At 65.7% G+C, this 16,209-nt stretch carries 15 protein-coding genes; 3 read left to right on the top strand and 12 right to left on the bottom strand.

What is annotated here, in order from left to right; genetic code table 11:
- Nucleotides 1-584 precede the first annotated feature (584 nt).
- From JJ918_RS17130 to JJ918_RS17115, 4 genes are read right to left on the bottom strand one after another with little or no spacing between them, the layout of a single operon-like run.
- Nucleotides 585-1,865: a TRAP transporter large permease gene (locus JJ918_RS17130; protein WP_291890093.1), complete on the bottom strand. Its 1,281-nt coding sequence runs from the start codon at nt 1,863-1,865 to the stop codon at nt 585-587.
- 3 nt (nt 1,866-1,868) lie between these two features.
- Complete coding sequence (locus tag JJ918_RS17125; RefSeq protein ID WP_291890091.1) at nt 1,869-2,363, bottom strand: TRAP transporter small permease; 495 nt, start codon at nt 2,361-2,363, stop codon at nt 1,869-1,871.
- A complete protein-coding gene (locus tag JJ918_RS17120) occupies nt 2,363-3,346 on the bottom strand; it encodes a TRAP transporter substrate-binding protein (RefSeq protein WP_291890088.1) in 984 nt (327 codons plus the stop codon). Before JJ918_RS17120 ends, JJ918_RS17125 begins: the two co-directional genes overlap by 1 nt.
- A gap of 27 nt (nt 3,347-3,373) precedes the next feature.
- Nucleotides 3,374-4,873, bottom strand: coding sequence for a hypothetical protein (locus JJ918_RS17115; RefSeq protein ID WP_291890086.1), 1,500 nt, complete (start codon nt 4,871-4,873; stop codon nt 3,374-3,376).
- Between the two features lie 210 nt (nt 4,874-5,083).
- On the opposite strand from JJ918_RS17115, the gene JJ918_RS17110 reads away from it, so the two are divergent.
- Both JJ918_RS17110 and JJ918_RS17105 read left to right on the top strand, forming a co-directional pair.
- Nucleotides 5,084-5,929, top strand: coding sequence for a hypothetical protein (locus tag JJ918_RS17110; RefSeq protein ID WP_291890084.1), 846 nt, complete (start codon nt 5,084-5,086; stop codon nt 5,927-5,929).
- Nucleotides 5,930-5,951: 22 nt separating this feature from the next.
- Nucleotides 5,952-7,406 (top strand): mannitol dehydrogenase family protein, encoded by a 1,455-nt coding sequence (locus JJ918_RS17105; RefSeq protein ID WP_291890082.1) that lies wholly within the window; start codon nt 5,952-5,954, stop codon nt 7,404-7,406.
- Here the strand turns inward: JJ918_RS17105 and JJ918_RS17100 are convergent.
- The 8 genes from JJ918_RS17100 to JJ918_RS17065 all read right to left on the bottom strand — a co-directional run bounded on the left by JJ918_RS17100 (nt 7,387) and on the right by JJ918_RS17065 (nt 12,439).
- Entirely contained in the window at nt 7,387-8,310 is a 924-nt protein-coding gene (locus JJ918_RS17100) for a U32 family peptidase (protein WP_291890080.1), read from the bottom strand. The two genes, JJ918_RS17105 and JJ918_RS17100, sit on opposite strands and share 20 nt — an antisense overlap.
- Nucleotides 8,301-9,284: a peptidase U32 family protein gene (locus JJ918_RS17095; RefSeq protein WP_291890078.1), complete on the bottom strand. Its 984-nt coding sequence runs from the start codon at nt 9,282-9,284 to the stop codon at nt 8,301-8,303. Before JJ918_RS17095 ends, JJ918_RS17100 begins: the two co-directional genes overlap by 10 nt.
- Nucleotides 9,284-9,829, bottom strand: coding sequence for an SCP2 sterol-binding domain-containing protein (locus JJ918_RS17090; RefSeq protein ID WP_291890075.1), 546 nt, complete (start codon nt 9,827-9,829; stop codon nt 9,284-9,286). The genes JJ918_RS17095 and JJ918_RS17090 overlap by 1 nt, the downstream gene beginning before the upstream one ends.
- Nucleotides 9,830-9,934: 105 nt before the next feature.
- Entirely contained in the window at nt 9,935-10,492 is a 558-nt protein-coding gene (locus tag JJ918_RS17085) for a GNAT family N-acetyltransferase (protein WP_291890073.1), read from the bottom strand.
- An 87-nt stretch (nt 10,493-10,579) separates the two neighbouring features.
- Nucleotides 10,580-10,861, bottom strand: a complete 282-nt coding sequence (locus tag JJ918_RS17080) for a hypothetical protein (protein WP_291890070.1) — start codon at nt 10,859-10,861, stop codon at nt 10,580-10,582.
- A 19-nt stretch (nt 10,862-10,880) separates the two neighbouring features.
- Nucleotides 10,881-11,477: a phage tail protein gene (locus JJ918_RS17075; protein WP_291890067.1), complete on the bottom strand. Its 597-nt coding sequence runs from the start codon at nt 11,475-11,477 to the stop codon at nt 10,881-10,883.
- A gap of 64 nt (nt 11,478-11,541) precedes the next feature.
- On the bottom strand, nt 11,542-11,823 hold the full coding sequence (locus JJ918_RS17070; protein WP_291890065.1) for a hypothetical protein: 282 nt from the start codon (nt 11,821-11,823) through the stop codon (nt 11,542-11,544).
- Between the two features lie 19 nt (nt 11,824-11,842).
- Complete coding sequence (locus JJ918_RS17065) at nt 11,843-12,439, bottom strand: phage tail protein (protein ID WP_291890062.1); 597 nt, start codon at nt 12,437-12,439, stop codon at nt 11,843-11,845.
- Nucleotides 12,440-12,747: 308 nt separating this feature from the next.
- Between JJ918_RS17065 and JJ918_RS17060 the strand changes: the two genes are divergently transcribed.
- A partial coding sequence (locus tag JJ918_RS17060) for a DUF4347 domain-containing protein (protein WP_291890059.1) occupies nt 12,748-16,209 on the top strand: 3,462 nt, incomplete at its 3' end.

Here is a 16,209-nt window from a genome sequence, read left to right as displayed (position 1 = left end):
GCATGAGCTCAGTCCCTTGTGCCCGGGAGCGTGCGGAGCTCGTCCGCGCCTGGTGGGTGACAGCATCAGGCTCCGGCGTGGCCATCTGCGGGGACACCGGCAAAAAGCTCGACCGGAGCGTGCCTGCAGGTTTCGAGACGGTCCCGCAAGGGATCCGGGTAAATCTCCGCGTGCGGGATGCCTCGGGCATCACCACCAAACCTTCAAATCGGACACGCGATGTCCGCCGTGCATCCCGCACCCCTCTCATCGCTCCAGGCGCCCAGCGCCGTGGAGGGTTTCGTGCTGTTTCCTCCCCATTCCATGGGGAGGTGGATCGCCGCCCAGCGGCGAGACGGAGGGGCGCCGCGTCAGCGGCGTTGTGTCAGAGACAAGCTCCACCGCCTCCCGGCGCTTCGCGCCGGCCCCTGCGACCCGCGGCTACCGCCGCGGCCCACTTCCCCACGCAGTGGGGAAGAAAGAGAGAGTGGCGCTTTCCCCGGATTTATTCCGGGGTCTGGCGGCGTTTCAGATGCAGGCTCAGCCGGGCCCCGGCACGGAGGCCGGGGAAAGTGGAGAGAGTGGAATAAAACGTGGCGTCCGGATCAGCGCATCAGGTTGACCAGGCCCATCGACAGGGCGGGGAAATAGGTGACGGCCATCAGGGCGACGAAGAGGGCACCGTAGAAGGGCCAGATCGTCTTGACGGTCTCCTCGACGGGAACCTTGCCGATGGCGGAGCCGACGAACAGCACCGAGCCGACCGGCGGCGTCACCAGGCCGATACCCAGATTGAGCATCATCACGACGCCGAACTGTACCGGATCCATGCCCAGCTCGGTGACCACCGGCAGGAAGATCGGCGTGGTGATCACGATCAGGGGCGACATGTCCATGAAAGTGCCCAGAACCAGCAGGATCAGGTTGATGATCAGCAGGATGAGGATCGGATTGTCGGTGATCGTGGTGATCAGCCCGGCCAGCTGCGAGGGCGCCTCCAGCAGCGCCAGCATCCATCCGAAGGCCGAAGCCGAGCCGATGATCAGCAGCACCATGGCGGTCGTCTTCACGGCCTGGACGGCGGCGTCGAGAAAGGCTTTCGGTCCCATCGACCGGTACAGCAGGGCGGCGACGAGCACGGTATAGATCACGGCGACGGCGGAAGACTCGACTGCCGTGAACACGCCGCCCAGCACGCCGCCGACAATGATCACGGCCGTCATCAGTCCGGGCACAGCCATCGCGAAGGCATGCAGGAAGGCCATCCAGCCGGGGAAGGCGCCGCGCGGATAGCCCCGGCGCACCGCGACCAGCCAGGCCGCGACCATCAGGGCAGCGCCGGTCAGCAGGCCCGGCACGATGCCGCCGACGAACAGCTCGCCGATCGAGACGCCGACACCGGCTGCAGCGGCATAGATGATCATGTTGTGCGAGGGCGGGATCAGCAGACCGCAAATGGCCGAGGTCGAGGTGACGTTGACGGCGTAGTCGGCGTCATAGCCGCGTTCCTTCATCATCGGCATCAGGGTCGACCCCATGGCCGACACCGAGGCGATGGCCGAGCCGGAAACGGCGCCGAACAGCATGGAGGCGCCGACATTGACCTGGCCCAGCCCGCCCCGTGAGCGCCCGAAGGCAGCCTCGGCCACGCGCACAAGGCGTCCGGCTATGCCCGACCTGTGCATCAGCTCGCCGGCGAAGACGAAGAAGGGGATTGCCATCAGGGAGAACACGCTCATGCCGCCGGCCATGCGCTGGAAGACGGCAACAGGCGGCAGATCCATCATGAAGAAGGTCACCAGCGTCGCGCCGAGCAGCGAGAAGGCGACCGGGACGCCGGCGATCAGCAAAAGCGCGAGAACGATGACGAGAACGGCGAGTTCCATGGCTCAGGCCTCCGCTTCGCCGGCGGCGGCCGGATTGAGGATTTCCAGGATATTCTCCAGTGCGAACAGGGCGATCAGCGCACCGGATACGGGCAGCGGCAGATAGGCGAAACCGCGCGGAATACCCAGGGTCGGGATGACGTGATCCCAGGTGCGGGCGATCAGCTCGCCGCCCCAGACCGCCATGGCGATCCCGACGGCCGCCACGACTGCCTGGGCGAACACGTTGAGCCAGCGGGCCTGGTTGTCGGGCAGGAGATTGACCAGCGCGCCGATGCGGATGTGGAAGCCTTCCTTCACGCCGGCCGCGGCGGCAAAGGAGACATACCAGATCATCAGCACCAGGGAGGCCTGTTCGGACCAGGAGGGACTGGCATTGAGCACATAGCGGGCGAAGACCTGCCAGCCGATGATCGCGGTCATCGCGATCAGGCCGAGCGCGCCGGCGACCAGCAGGGCGCGGCTGGCCAGGCGGAGGAAACGGGCGATGGCACGCATCAGGCTTCGCCTCCCATATTGCGGATATCCTCGACCAGCCGGCGCTGGACATCGGTGCGGACGAACCGGTCCCAGACGCTTTCCATGCGGTCGGAGAAGGCGGCGATGTCGGCGACTTCATTCGCTTCCACACCGGCGGCCAGAACCCGCTCGCGCGAACTGGCGACACGGGCATCCCAAAGGCCGCGCATGACCGGAACCGATGCGCGGGCGGCCTCGCGGAAAATCTCGCGGTCGGCCTCGCTCAGCCGCTCCCAGCGATGGCGCGACATGACCAGAATCTCGGGCGCCATGACATGCCGCGTCAGGCTGTAATAGCGTGCGGCCTCGAAATGCCGGGTCGATTCATAGGAGGGCCAGTTGTTCTCTGCACCGTCGATCACGCCCTGGACCAGACCCTGATAGACCTCGCCCAGCGACATCGGGGTCGGGTTGGCGCCCAGCGCCTCGACCATGGCGACATAGAGATCGGAATTCTGGACGCGGATCTTCATGCCCTGCAGGTCGGCCGGTTCCAGGATCGGGCCGCGCGTATTGTAGAAGCTGCGCGCGCCGCTGTCGTAGAAGCACAGGCCGATCAGGCCGTGCGGCGCGAGGGCGTCGAGGATCTGCTGGCCCGGCGCGCCGTCGAGCGCGGTGCGCATGTGGCCGATGGAATTGAACAGGAAGGGCAGGGACGGGATCACCGTTTCCGGCGAGATCGAGTTCAGCGGCGCCAGATTGACCCGGTTCAGGTCGAGCGCACCGAACACGGTCAGTTCCAGCGTGTCGCGCTCGGAGCCCAGCTGGCCGCCGGCAAAGATCTTCACGGACAGCCGGCCGCTCGTGCGTTCGGCGACCATGTCGGCCATCGCCTGGACGCCCTGCACGGTCGGATAGTCGGCCAGGTGGGCGTCGGCCGAGTGCAGGGGCCGTTCCCCTCGGCCGCAGCCGGCGACGGCCAGGGCCGCACCGGATGCGATGAGATGTCGTCGGTTGATCATGTCGGGCTCCCCTTCCCGGCGACCGTTCTAGGGCGTGGCGACCAGCCCGTTCAGCCACGCCTCGAGATTGGTGTAGCCGTCGCCGTCGGCGTCTGCAGCGCCGTCGGCGGGATCGGCCGGGTCGAGCCCGTTCTGTGTTTCCCAGGCATCGGGCATGCCGTCGCCATCCGTATCGGTGCGCGCTTCGCCCCCCGGCAGGTCCGGCCAGCCGCCCACTTCGGCTTCCGAGGAAATGATCCGTCCCGTGCCGTTGCGCACATCGTCGATGATGCGCCGGTCGGCACTGTCACGCCGCAGCGAAGCACCAGCCGTCTCCAGCACGGTCTCGAAGGCGTCGAGTGCGTCGTCGGTCTCGCCGAAGACGACCGGGAAGGGCTCGTCCACCCAGGACAGCTCGTGCGCCGCCGAGCGCAGCATGGGCAATTGTTCGCGCCGCTCGCCATCCATCGTGTTGCCGTCGAAATAGGCGCGGCCGGTCGTGTTGCGCATATAGAAGATCACGGGGCCCAGCGTTTGCGGACCCTGGACATAGGCATTGTTGACGAAGTTGTAGCGGGCGACCGAGGCCGGATCGAGATCGGTGCCGGCGGCGTAGTGATAGTCCGTGCCTTCACGGCCGTAGAGCGGTGGCTGGTTCAGGCCGAGATGCTGGCTCGGATCGAAGTCCTCGCTTTCGGGCACCCAGTCCCAGAAGTCGGTCTCGGCACCATGGCCCCAGTTGTAGAAGACGTTGTTGCGGAAATCGAGCAGCAGGCCGTCCGTGTCGTCGAACGGGGTGGCGTAGTTGCCGATGCGCGGCATGCGCGAATGATGATTGGCCCACAGATTGTGGTGCCAGGAATAGCGTGCCCCGGCATTGCCGCGGATCAGGCTGCCATAGGCCCGGTCGCCCTTTTCGTGGCCGGCATCATAAAGGCCCTCGGCGATGATCGACCATTGCACCGTCAGATTGGTCAGGTGTTTCTGGCCCGGCGTGCCGCGATAGCTCTGCGAGGATGACAGGACCTCGTCGATCGCCCAGCTGGCGGACACATGGTCGACGATGATGTCGGACCCGCCGACGATGGAGATTGCATCGTCCTCGACGCCGCTCTCGCCGCCGATCCGCGAGCGGATATAGCGCACGACGACGTGATTGGCGTTGATCTGCAGCGGATAGTCGCGCAGCGCGATGCCGGCGCCGGGTGCGGACTGGCCGGCGATGGTGATGTGGTCATTGAGGATGCGCAGCGGGCTTTCCAGCCGGATCGTCCCGTCGACCGCGAAGACCACGGTGCGTGGTCCCTCGGCTTCCACCGCCTCGCGCAACGATCCGGGGCCGGCATCGTTGAGATTGGTGACCGTGAAGACCTGGCCGCCGCGGCCGCCGGTGCTGTAGCGGCCGAAACCGTCGGCGCCGGGGAAGGCAAGCTGGCCGCCTGCAGGCCCCGGTGAGGCGGCCGCATCGCCCGTCTGGGCGGAGGCAGGTAGGTGACCGCAGGCTGCAACCAGGGCGCAAACGCCCGTCAGCAAAGCGCTTCTCGACATGTTTTCCTCCTCCCGGGCCGCTTTGCGGATGTTTCCGCCGCCGCCCCTGATTGCCGCAATTGTTAGCTCGCGGCTTGATCTTGAGGGAATACCGTGAAAAATGACACCGGTTTCCTAGTCGGGACCGTAACGCATCTCATGGGCGGCGCAAGCCCCTTCGTCAGAGTAACCCGCCGGCTGACAAGGCGGGGAAAATCAAGGAAAACCAGTTTGACGCCCAACCAGAAAACCATCTCCGACGCCTTTGTCGATGCGCGGCTCAATGCACGCGGACTGGCCGCCTATCCGGGCGATCTGCCGGCCACGTTGACAGAGTCCTACGTCGTTCAGGATCACTCCATCGCACGCTGGCCCGACCGGGTCGGTGGGTGGAAAATCGGGCTTGTGCCGCCGGAATTCCGCGAGCGCGCCGGCGCCGAACGTCTGGTCGGACCGATCTTCGAAGCTCTGATCGGCCCGGCCCGGGCCGGGCGCCGTCACGACATGCCGGTCTTCGCCGAAGGCTTTGCCGCCGTGGAAGCGGAGTTCATATTCCGGCTGGCGGCCGATGTGCCGGTCGGGGCCGAGATTACCGATGCCTATGTGAACGCGGTCGCCGGCAGCCTGCATGTCGGCGCGGAAATCGCCTCGAGCCCCTTCCCGGGGATCAATGATCTGGGTCCGACCTGCGTCGTCAGCGATTTCGGGAATAATTTCGGACTTCTCGTGGGGCCGGAAATCGAGGACTGGAGCGCACGCGACTGGTCCAGCCTGCCGGCAATGGTCTCGATAAACGGTCGCGAGGTTGGCCGTGCCACCGCTGCAGACCTGCCGGGCGGACCGATCGGCGCTTTGGGTTTCATCCTGCGCCTGATGCAGGTACGCCGGATCGAATTGCCCGCAGGCAGCCTGATCTCGACGGGTGCCGTAACGGGCGTCCACCAGGCCCAGGTCGGCGATCGTGCCCTTGTCGACTTCGGCAGTTTCGGCCGGATCGACCTGTCGCTGACCCGCCTGAAGCCCGGCTGGCTGGATGCAGACCGGGCTGCCGGCGCATCGCACGCGTCGGGAGGTTGAAGTCTATCGGGATCCGTCCGCGATGACCCGCCCGCCCAGGCTCGGCCCGGACGTCGCAGCAATACCGGACTATGACCGGAACCAGCCGACCGGCATCGTTCATCTGGGTGTCGGCGCCTTCCACCGTGCGCACCAGGCGGTCTATTTCGACCGGCTTCTGTCGCAGGGCGAGACCGGGTGGATGATCCGCGGCGCATCGCTGCGTTCGGCCGGCGTTGCGGACCAGCTCAACCCGCAGTCCGGCCTCTATACCTGCGTCGAACAGGACCGGGGCGGGGAGGTGAGCCGTGTCATCCGATCTGTGCGTGATGTCCTCGTCGGTCCAGCCGATCCGCGCCGGCTCGTCGCCGCGATGGCGCATCCCGACATCGCACTGGTCACGCTGACCATCACTGAAAAGGGCTATGAACTCGATCCCGGAACCGGCGCGCTCAACCTCGACTCCGCTGCGATCCGGCATGATGTCGAGCATCCGGACAGTCCGCAAACCGGTCCCGGCTATCTGGTGGCCGCGCTGGCTCGGCGCCGGGCGGAGGGGCTGGCGCCCTTCACCATCCTGTCCTGCGACAATCTTCCCGAGAACGGGCGCCGTACCCGGGCTGCCGTTGTGGAACTGGCCCGGCAGACCGATCCCGGACTGGCCGACTGGATCGCCGAGACGACCGCCTTCCCGTGCTCGATGGTGGACCGGATTGTACCGGCGACGACAGAGGCGGACATTGAGGCATTGGCGGTGCGCGAAGGCTATCGCGATGCCGGCATGGTGAAGGCGGAGGCCTTCTCTCAATGGGTCGTCGAAGACCGGTTCTGCAATCGCCGGCCGCCGCTGGAACGCGTTGGCGTGGAGATGACCCTGGATGTCGCGCCGTGGGAAAAGATCAAGCTGCGTCTGCTAAACGGCGCGCATTCGGCGCTGGCCTATCTGGGTGGGCTGGCCGGCTATACCCATGTCCACGAGGCCATCGCGGATCCGCATCTGCGGGCTTTTGTCGAAGCCCTTTGGGACGAGGTGGAGCCGACGCTGGACAGGCCGGACGGGTTCGAAGCGGCGGTCTATCGCCAGGCCCTGCTGGACCGTTTCGCCAATCCGGCGCTGGCGCACCGGCTGCATCAGATCGCCATGGACGGTTCCCAGAAACTGCCGCAACGCCTGCTGGCCACGCTCGCCGACCGGCGGGCAGGCGGCCGGAATTCGCCGGCGCTCAAACTCGCCATTGCCGCCTGGATGCGCTGGCAGGGCGGCGAGGATGCCCGCGGCAACCGGTTCACGGTCGACGATCCGATGGCGGACAGGACCCGGACGGCCTTCATCGCCGGCGGGGGCGATCCGGACCGCATCGTTGCCAACTTCCTCGCGATGGGCACCGTCTTTGCGCCTCGAATCACAGTCGATCAGGAGGTCCGGGCGGGACTCTCTGCAGCGCTGGGAGGTTTGCTCCGGTCCGGCGATACCACGCTCATGTGGCCGGCTGGATGACCCCGCTCCATTCCCGACCCGCCTTGCCGGCCAGATAACCGCTGACAAGGTCGAAGCCCGGCATTTCATCGCGGATTGCGGCGAGCAGGGCGTCGAGATCGCTCCGGCCATCCAGAAAGCCGCGCCAGGTCTGCGCGATGGCGACCATGTCGCCGCTGTGCGGTGACAGGCGCAGCGCGCTTACGCCGCTCCGCCGCAAGGCAGCGGAGGAAAAGGGCGACACATGCAGGGCGTGGGAGAGGGTCTGAACGCCGTTATAGGCAAGGAAGGGGATGCCATCGAGTGTCTCGACCCCGGCCCCGTCGGGGTCTTTCTCGCAGACATACTGGCAGCTGTCCTTGGTCAGCCCGTTCTGGCGGGCGTGATAGCACCGGCCGGAATGGGCAAGCGGCAGGCGGCCGAAAGCGAAGAGCTCGACCTCCACACCCGGATTGCCGGCGGCAATGGCGGAGATCGCATCGAGCGACAGCTCCACCCGGGGACACCAGCGCCGGCAGCCCATTGAGGCGAGAAGGGCAAGGGCGGCTTCATTGTAGACGTTGAGGAAGGGACCGGCGACGAAGGGCCGGTCCTGGCGGTCTTTCAGGGCGCCGAAATCATTGATCTCGACCAGACCATCGCCCTGCATCAGATCCCGTGTCATCCGGCGCTCGCGCTTGTTGACCGGTGAGATGAGGCCGGACCAGACGACCGTCTTGCCGCCGCGCTCCAGACGCTCCGCCGCCGCCACGACCGCGTCGATGGTGAGGGGCGAGCGCTTGCCGCAGACGATCTCGCCGAGATGGACACGCTCGACCGGGGCCTCGTCGGCGATACGGGCATAGAAGTCGGCCAGGCGGCCGGCGGGCCAGTTGTAATAGAGCGGGCCCAGGGTGAGTTCGATGGATGTGGATGTCAGCGCCATGTCTTTCGGTACGCCCCCGTTGTGCTGCGATGCCCCTCGGTGAGAGCGGCCAGTGTGTCTGCGGTGCCGGTACGCTGGCCGGCCAGCACGGCGTCGATAGCCGTGCGGAATTCGCGGGTGACCTGCTGGACATAGGCCTTGCCGCGTTGGCGTCCCTCGATCTTGAGGGCGCTGACGCCGGCGCGGATGAGGTCGGGCAGGACGTCGATCGTGTTGAGGCTGACCGGGTCCTCGAAGATGTGGCTCGCCTCGCCTTTGTCGACGAAACGTCCCTTGCAGATTGTCGGGTAGCCGACCGGCTGGCCGGCGGCGCTACGGTCGATGGTGAGGCCGGACAGCTTCGCCGAGCGCTGGCCGGCCTCGCTGGAATAGCTGACGCATTCGGATGGCGAGCAGACGCCGGACAGGTTCGGCGAACGGCCCGTGACATAGGAAGAGAGGTCGCACCGGCCCTCGGTCATCACGCACAGGCCGCCGAAGGCAAAGGCTTCGATCTCGACGGGAATTTCCTTCGCCAGGGCCGCAATTTCGGGAATGGACAGGATGCGCGGCAGCACGACCCGTTTCACGCCGAAGCGCTCGGCATAGAACACAATGGCTTCCGGCGTGCCGGCCGCGGCCTGGACGGAGAGATGCAGGCGCAATTGCGGGTGCCGGTTTGCAGCATGGTCGAGCACGGTGAGGTCGGCGGCGACGATTGCATCCGCGCCGCAGGCGGCAGCCGTATCGACGGCCCCGGTCCAGGGCGCCGTGTGGCCGGCCGTGGCGAACGTGTTCACGGCGAGCAGGACTTTCGCGCCGCGGGCATGGGCGAACTCGACCGAGGCGGCCAGCTCGTCGGGCGAGAAGTTCAGCCCGGGGAAGTTGCGGGCATTGGTGGCGTCGCGCAGGCCGCAATAGACGGCGTCGGCACCGCTCTCCACCGCCGCGTGCAGGCTGGCCGGTGTCCCGGCCGGGCAGACGAGTTCGAGCATCAGGCCAGCCTCCGGATCAGCGCGTCGAGGCCAGGCGGAAGCGGCAGGGGCAGAAGGTCACGCCAGTCCAGGCCGGCAGCCTCGATTGCATTGCGCAGGGCAACCAGGGGCGCCATCTCGCCCTCAATCACCAGTTCCGACGAGAAGAAGGCGGCGTCGCCGTCATCCTCGCCCTGGAAGATGGTCAGGAGACAGTCCAGCGGCGCTTCCACCCGCACATTGGCCGGTTCCGGTGCGGCTTTCGGCAGCGCCGTGACCGTGCCGCTGGTATCGGTCAGCGCGATCGCGAAGGCGATGGGGTATTCGGCGGGTGCAATCCGGATCACCGTGTTGCGGGCGGCGTCGAGCCGGTCGTGGAGGTCGGGATGGCGGCGCAGCACCCGGCGCAGGCTCAGGGTCAGCATAGCGCTGAGCGGTGCCAGGGCAATCCTCGCAGCCTGCGGCGACTGCCAGGGCGGGGCGGCCGGCAGCGGAAAGGGCGCGCCTTCGAACAGGCGGGCGGGCCGGCGCCAGGATGCCGGTGCGGATGTGGTTGTGGAATTCATGGGGCCCCTCGGTCCGGTCGTTGTCCGGCTTTCAGGGGTAGTCGAAGTCAGGGGGCGAGCCCCCGCGGCATACGGGCGCACGGCCGGAATGTCGCAGGTTCAGCCTCAGGCCTGGACGGCGGCGGTAGCCGGATCGTGCCAGGCCATCTCGACAAAGGCGCCGGCGCCCGGCGAGTGCGCCGCGGGCTGACCGGCAACCACAAAGCCGAGGCGCTGGTAAAAGGTCCGCGCCCTGTTGAGCGGGTGAACCTGCAGCGTCACCGGCTTGTGCTCGGTAGCCGCCTGGGCGCACAGGCTGCGCACGATGATCTCGCCGATGCGCCGGCCGCGATAGGCGGGCAGGATGTTGAGGTCAAGAATACGGATCTCGTGATCGCGGAAGTCGGCATACAGCCGGCCGATGGGCTGGCCGCACCACTCGACGACCGCATATTTGGCCAGGGTGAAGGCGTTGAAATAGACGTCGTGCTGAGCGGCGTATTGCTGCTTGTAGATCTTCGCCAGCAATTCGTCCTCGCCGGCCGCCTTGAGCGGCTCGAATTCCCAGGCCCGCCCCGCATCGTGGACGGCGCGCAGGAAGGCCTCGTCCTTTGCCTGGGCCGGACGCAGATTGAGGTCGAGCGGATTGACCGCGGCACTGGATGTCTGGGACGGCTGATACATGGTTTTACCGGAGGCGTGTTGGGCGTGCGATTGCGGCGGCAGACGGTTCGGCCGTCCCGGGTTCTGGCCCGGGACGGCCGAAGTCGGTCAACCCAGGACGATCTCGTAAGTCGGTTCGTCCGGATCGGTGACCCGGTGGACGAGCAGGGCGTGCTCGCCGATCTCCGGATGCGACAGGGTGTGCGTGCCGGCGATCACGCCGGTGTCTTCCGGTCCGGCGAAAACCAGGCTCATCGGCGCCCGGAACTTCTTGCCCGGCGCCTCGCGTGTCTCGACCTTCTTCAGCGTCACGGTGTGACCGTCCAGTTCGAACGCCTTGCCGACCAGCGTTTCGAAGTCTTCCGGTTTGAGATCTTCAAGCGATTTCACGATGGGGCTCCTCCCCTGATCAGCTACGTGACGGGTAGATGCCGTACAGGCACATCTGGAAATTCACGGCCTCGTAGGGCGACTGGGTGTGAACCGGCAAACTGCCGCCCGACGTGTTCGTCATCCCGTTCACCGTCACCTGTTGCGCCGGAATGGTGATCGGGCCCATCTCCCCCGGCGGGTTGGACAGGGTCGAGCCATAGATGCGGTTGGTGCTGCTGGTCGCCGCCATGAAGCTGCCGTCCGGCGTGGACGCGTCCCCGCCGCCCGTTGTCACGGGCAGGCTGGCCGTACCGGCCTGGGTCTGGCCGGTGATCGACATGTCGTGATGGTGCATCGGCAGATCGAGGATCGTCAGTGTGGTGGTTTCCCGGCCGCCGATCTGGCCGAGGACCTTGTTGCTCAGGCCCGGGCCCTGCCCGTAGCTGATCGGGGTCCGGCTGCGCAGGTCCGGCAGGGCAAATGTCGTGCGGCCGTCGCCGCCATAGAAATTCTGGATCAGCGAATACAGGGCGGTGTTCTGACTGATCGCCATAAGACCGCCGGAGCAGGCGCCCCAGTTCTGGATTACAAAATTGCAGCCGAAGGCTGAAATCATGCTCATATAGGCTTCCATGCCCATCTCCCTCGAGCAGGGCGGCGGGCGCCCGGAGGCTGCGCCGCCGCGACAATCCGGATGATCAGCCGATGATGAGTTCGTAGGTCGGCTTTTCGCCGCCATTCACGCGGTGAATGTGCAGCAGGTGATCCCCCAGTTCCGGGTGGGAGAGCAGGTGGGTGCCGTGATCCACATCGATCTCCTCGTCGGCGACGAAGGTGATGCTGGCCGGAGCACGGTGTTCCGGCGTAGGCGCCTCGCGGATATCGACGCTTTCGAGCGAGACCGGCTTGTGGGCGAGCTGGAAGGTGGCGCCGACCAGGGCCTGGAAGTCCTGTGCGGTCAGTTGATCTGTTTTCTTCATGACAAGGCTCCTGGCTCGGTTAGGCGCGCGACGGATAGATGCCGTACATGCAGATCTGGTAGTTGACGGCCTGGTACGGCGACTCCGTGTAGACGGGCTGGCTGCCCCCGGAATTCATCGTGCTGCCCTGAACACTGACCTGCTGCGAGGGCAGCGGGATCGGGCCCATTTCGCCCGGCGGGTCGGACAGGGTGGAGCCGTAGATGCGGTTGGTGCTGCTGGTTGCGGCCATGTAGTTGCCGTCAGGCGTCGACGCGTCGCCGCCGCCCGTTGTTACTGGCAGGCTCGTTGCGCCAGGTTGTGTCGCCGTCGTGATGAAGAGCGAGTGGTTGTGCATCGGCATCTGGGACTGTGTGAGGGTCACCTGTTCGGTGCCGCCCTTCGCGCCGATATTATGGAAGCTCAGGCCGGGACCCTGGCCCCAGCTGATGGCGGCCCGGCCGCGCAGATCCGGCAGGCCGAATGTCGTGCGGCCGTCGCCGCCGAAATTGGTGCCGAGCAGCGAAAAAAGGGCATCGTTCTGGCTGATCGCGATGAGGCCGCCGGCGCACTGCCCCCAGCTTCGAATGACGAAATTACAACCATATGGCGTAATCATGCTCATGTAGGCTTCCATATGTCTCTCCCCTGCAAGCCGGCAGAGAGCCTGACAGAAAACGCATAACTTACAAGTGTGTGATGGAAAATAATCTCTGAAGGTTGATAAAATCCCTGAGAAATCGGGAAATATGCCGCCATTCGATCTTCTTCTGATTGCAAAATTGAAAATTCGCGCAAGACGCGATCACTCAGATCTGGTGGCATTTCAGAGATTTTCGTTGAGCCGTCCCCGGCGCAACTGTATGACTAAGCGATGTGTCATGTAAAAATATGACCATAAATTGTGCGCGGTTTCGTGCGGGGCGACGCGCCCCGGGGGGGAAGATGTTCAAGTCGTTGTTCGGTTCGATCGAGGCTGCGCGCAACTGCGTGGCCGGTTTCGCCATCCTGGCTGCGGCCTGTCTGGCTCCGGCCCAGGCGCAGAACGAGGTAGTGTTCGTCGACCCCGGGGTCACGGGCGCTGACGTGTTCGAACACGCAGCCGGTGACGCGGAGTATGTCCGCCTGGATGCCGGGCGACCGCCGCTTGAACAAATCGCCGGTTATATGGACGGTCGGCACGGCATCCGCAGTGTCCACCTGATTTCCCACGGCGCGCCAGGCGCGCTGCAATTCTCCGGCGGCCGCATCGACCGCGCCGCGCTGGACTTGGAAATCGACTATCTGGCCCGTATCCGCGCTGCGCTGGCGGATAATGCCGATGTGCGTCTCTACGCCTGTGACGTCGCCTCCGGCGCTGAGGGCGCGAGTTTCGCCAGCGCCTTCGCGGACGCGCTGGGCGCCGACATGGCCGCATCGACCAACCTGACCGGCGCCGGCTCGCTGGGCGGTGACTGGGCGCTGGAATGGACACGTGGCGAGCTGGACCGGAGCCCGGTTCAGGCCGGGTTTGCGGCGTCGGGCTATGCCGGTGTGCTGCAGGCCATCGTGGCTCGCGAAGAGGCCAACTTCAACGGTATCGGCGGGACGATCTTTTATCCTGGTCTGACAATAACGGACGGCAATTACAGCTTCGAATACGACACGCCCAACACGCCCGCCGAATGGATCGGCTTCGCCAATGGTGGCGAGGGAAATACCGGTGTTGCCGTGGCGCGGCACAATGATGCGTCGCCCAGCGCGGGTTCCATCCGCATCACCCACACCACGCCGGGCACCCGGTTCGACTTCGTGTCCTTCTGGCACGATATCATTCCGGGCCGCCAGATCGTGACGGTGGAAGGTTTCCTGGGCGGTGTATCCCAGGGCACCTATAGCGGCGGTGCGCTTACAGGCACCGGGACGGCGACCATGGGCGCGGCCTTCGACAATGTCGACGAGGTTGTTCTCACCTCCGACGCCGCCGGCATCGAGATGCAGATCGACAGCTTCGTGTTCGATCCGCCGCCGTCCGATACGACCGCGCCGCGCGTGACCTCCGTGGCGCGTCAGACCCCGTCCTCGGCCACGACCAATGCCGATAGTCTCGTCTTCCGGGTGACGTTCGACGAGGATGTCACCAACGTCGACACCACTGATTTTACCGTCACCGGGTCGACCGCGACGGCGACCAATGTCACTGCAAACTCGGCGACCGAATACGATGTCACGGTCTCGGGCGGCAATCTGGCGAGTTTCGAGGGCGCCGTCGGGCTCGGCTTCGCCGGCGGCCAGAACATCGCGGATACGCCCGCTGGCAATGCTCTGGTCAACACCACGCCGACCGGCGCCAATGAGAGCTATACGCTGGATAATACGGCGCCGGTGCTGAACGCCTTTGCGCGCAACACGCCAGCCGGCCAGAACACGAATGCCGACAGCCTGGTGTTCGACATCACCTTCGATGGCACGGTGCAGAATGTCACCGCGGACGACTTCACCATCACAGGTACGACCGCGACCGGTGTGATCGGCGGATCCGGCGCAGCCTATACGCTGACGGTCTCCGGCGGCGACCTGGCGGGCCTGACGGGTACGGTGGGGATCGATCTGGCGGGTGGTCAGAATATCACTGACGCTGCTGGCAATGCGGTTGCGGCCGGCGAGCCTGCGACCGACGAAACCTATGTGCTGGATAATACCGCACCGGTGCTCACTGCCTTCGCGCGCAATACGCCGGCGGGACAGAACACGAATGCCGACAGTCTGGTGTTCGACATCACGTTCGACGGCACTGTTCAGAATGTCACGGCTGACGATTTCACCATCACCGGGACGACCGCGACAGGCGTGATCGGCGGTTCCGGGGCAGCCTATACGCTGACGGTTTCAGGCGGCGATCTGGCCGGCTTGACCGGCACGGTCGGGCTCAATCTCGCGGGCGGTCAGAACATCACCGATGCGAGCGGCAATGCCGTCGCAGCCGGGGAACCTGCGACAGACGAAACCTATTCGGTCGACAATACCGCACCGCGTGTGACGTCCGTTGCGCGGCAGACACCGGCTTCGGCCACGACGAATGCCGACAGCCTTGTCTTCCGGGTCACTTTTGACGAGGGCGTCGCCAATGTCGGCACGGCGGATTTCACCGTCTCCGGCACGACGGCTGCGGCGACCAATGTCGCTGCAAACTCCGCTACCGAGTATGATGTCACCGTATCGGGCGGCGATCTGGCCAGCTTCGAGGGCGCGGTGGGGCTCGGCTTTGCAGGCGGTCAGGATATTGCCGACCTCGCTGGCAACAGCCTGTCCAACACCACACCGACCGGTGCCAATGAAAGCTACACGCTGGACAATACGGCGCCGGCGCTGACCGCCTTCGCCCGAAACACGCCGGCGGCCCAGAACACCAATGCCGACACGCTCGTCTTCGACATCACCTTCGACGGTACGGTTCAGAACGTTACCGCGGATGATTTCACCATTACCGGGACAACGGCCACCGGCGTGATCGGCGGATCGGGTGCGGCCTATACGCTCACCGTGTCCGGGGGCGATCTGGCAGGGCTGACGGCGACGGTCGGTCTCAATCTCGCGGGCGGCCAGGATATCACCGATGCAGCCGGCAATGCGGTTCCCGTGGGTGAGCCGGCGACCGACGAGACCTATTCGGTGGAGAACACCGAGCCGCGGATCACCTCGATTGTCCGCCAGACGCCGGCAACGGCAACGACGAATGCCGACAGTCTCGTCTTCCGGGTCACGTTCGATCAGGCCGTCCAGAATGTCGATACCACGGACTTTGCAGCGACGGCCTCTACAGCCACCGCCTCCAATGTCGCTGCAAACTCGACGTCGGAATACGATGTCACGCTGTCCGGCGGCAATCTGGCCAGCTTCAACGGGGCGGTCGGGCTCGGCTTTGCCGGTGGCCAGGACATTCAGGACCTGTTGACCAACCCTCTGAGCAACACTACGCCGACGGGCGCCAACGAAAGCTATACCGTCGACAATACCGCTCCGGTGGGCTTCTCCGTGTCCTTCGACCAGGATCCGGTAACCGGGGCCAGCGAGAGCGCGGTCTCCTTCACCTTTGCGGGCGGGGAGGTGTCGGCCGACTATAGCTATACGATCTCGTCGGATGGCGGCGGCACGAATGTCACCGGCAGCGGGACGCTGGCTGGCGCGACAGACCAGATCACCGGGATCGACGTGTCCGGCCTGGGCGACGGGACGCTCACCCTGTCGGTGACACTGACCGATGGTGCCGGGAATGCCAGCGGTGCACAGACCGACACGGCAACCAAGGACACCAATCTGCCGGGCTTCTCCAAGGCTTTTGCGCCGGCGACCATCCTGGTCGCAGATGTGTCGACGCTGACTTTCACGGTCGATAACACTTCGGTCGCGGTCGGCGTCAGCGCGCTC

The sequence above is a fragment of the Maricaulis sp. genome, from assembly GCF_017642925.1.
Lineage (GTDB): Bacteria > Pseudomonadota > Alphaproteobacteria > Caulobacterales > Maricaulaceae > Maricaulis.
This window is presented reverse-complemented; position numbering and strand designations above follow the sequence as displayed.

Excerpts from the sequence above, each read along its gene's own strand:
- JJ918_RS17115 (WP_291890086.1), bottom strand. The coding sequence starts at position 4,873 with ATGTCGAGAAGCGCTTTGCTGACGGGCGTTTGCGCCCTGGTTGCAGCC.
- JJ918_RS17105 (WP_291890082.1), top strand. The coding sequence starts at position 5,952 with ATGACCCGCCCGCCCAGGCTCGGCCCGGACGTCGCAGCAATACCGGAC.
- JJ918_RS17090 (WP_291890075.1), bottom strand. The coding sequence starts at position 9,829 with ATGAATTCCACAACCACATCCGCACCGGCATCCTGGCGCCGGCCCGCC.
- JJ918_RS17100 (WP_291890080.1), bottom strand. The coding sequence starts at position 8,310 with ATGGCGCTGACATCCACATCCATCGAACTCACCCTGGGCCCGCTCTAT.
- JJ918_RS17070 (WP_291890065.1), bottom strand. The coding sequence starts at position 11,823 with ATGAAGAAAACAGATCAACTGACCGCACAGGACTTCCAGGCCCTGGTC.
- JJ918_RS17065 (WP_291890062.1), bottom strand. The coding sequence starts at position 12,439 with ATGGAAGCCTACATGAGCATGATTACGCCATATGGTTGTAATTTCGTC.
- JJ918_RS17125 (WP_291890091.1), bottom strand. The coding sequence starts at position 2,363 with ATGCGTGCCATCGCCCGTTTCCTCCGCCTGGCCAGCCGCGCCCTGCTG.
- JJ918_RS17120 (WP_291890088.1), bottom strand. The coding sequence starts at position 3,346 with ATGATCAACCGACGACATCTCATCGCATCCGGTGCGGCCCTGGCCGTC.
- JJ918_RS17085 (WP_291890073.1), bottom strand. The coding sequence starts at position 10,492 with ATGTATCAGCCGTCCCAGACATCCAGTGCCGCGGTCAATCCGCTCGAC.
- JJ918_RS17075 (WP_291890067.1), bottom strand. The coding sequence starts at position 11,477 with ATGGAAGCCTATATGAGCATGATTTCAGCCTTCGGCTGCAATTTTGTA.
- JJ918_RS17095 (WP_291890078.1), bottom strand. The coding sequence starts at position 9,284 with ATGCTCGAACTCGTCTGCCCGGCCGGGACACCGGCCAGCCTGCACGCG.
- JJ918_RS17130 (WP_291890093.1), bottom strand. The coding sequence starts at position 1,865 with ATGGAACTCGCCGTTCTCGTCATCGTTCTCGCGCTTTTGCTGATCGCC.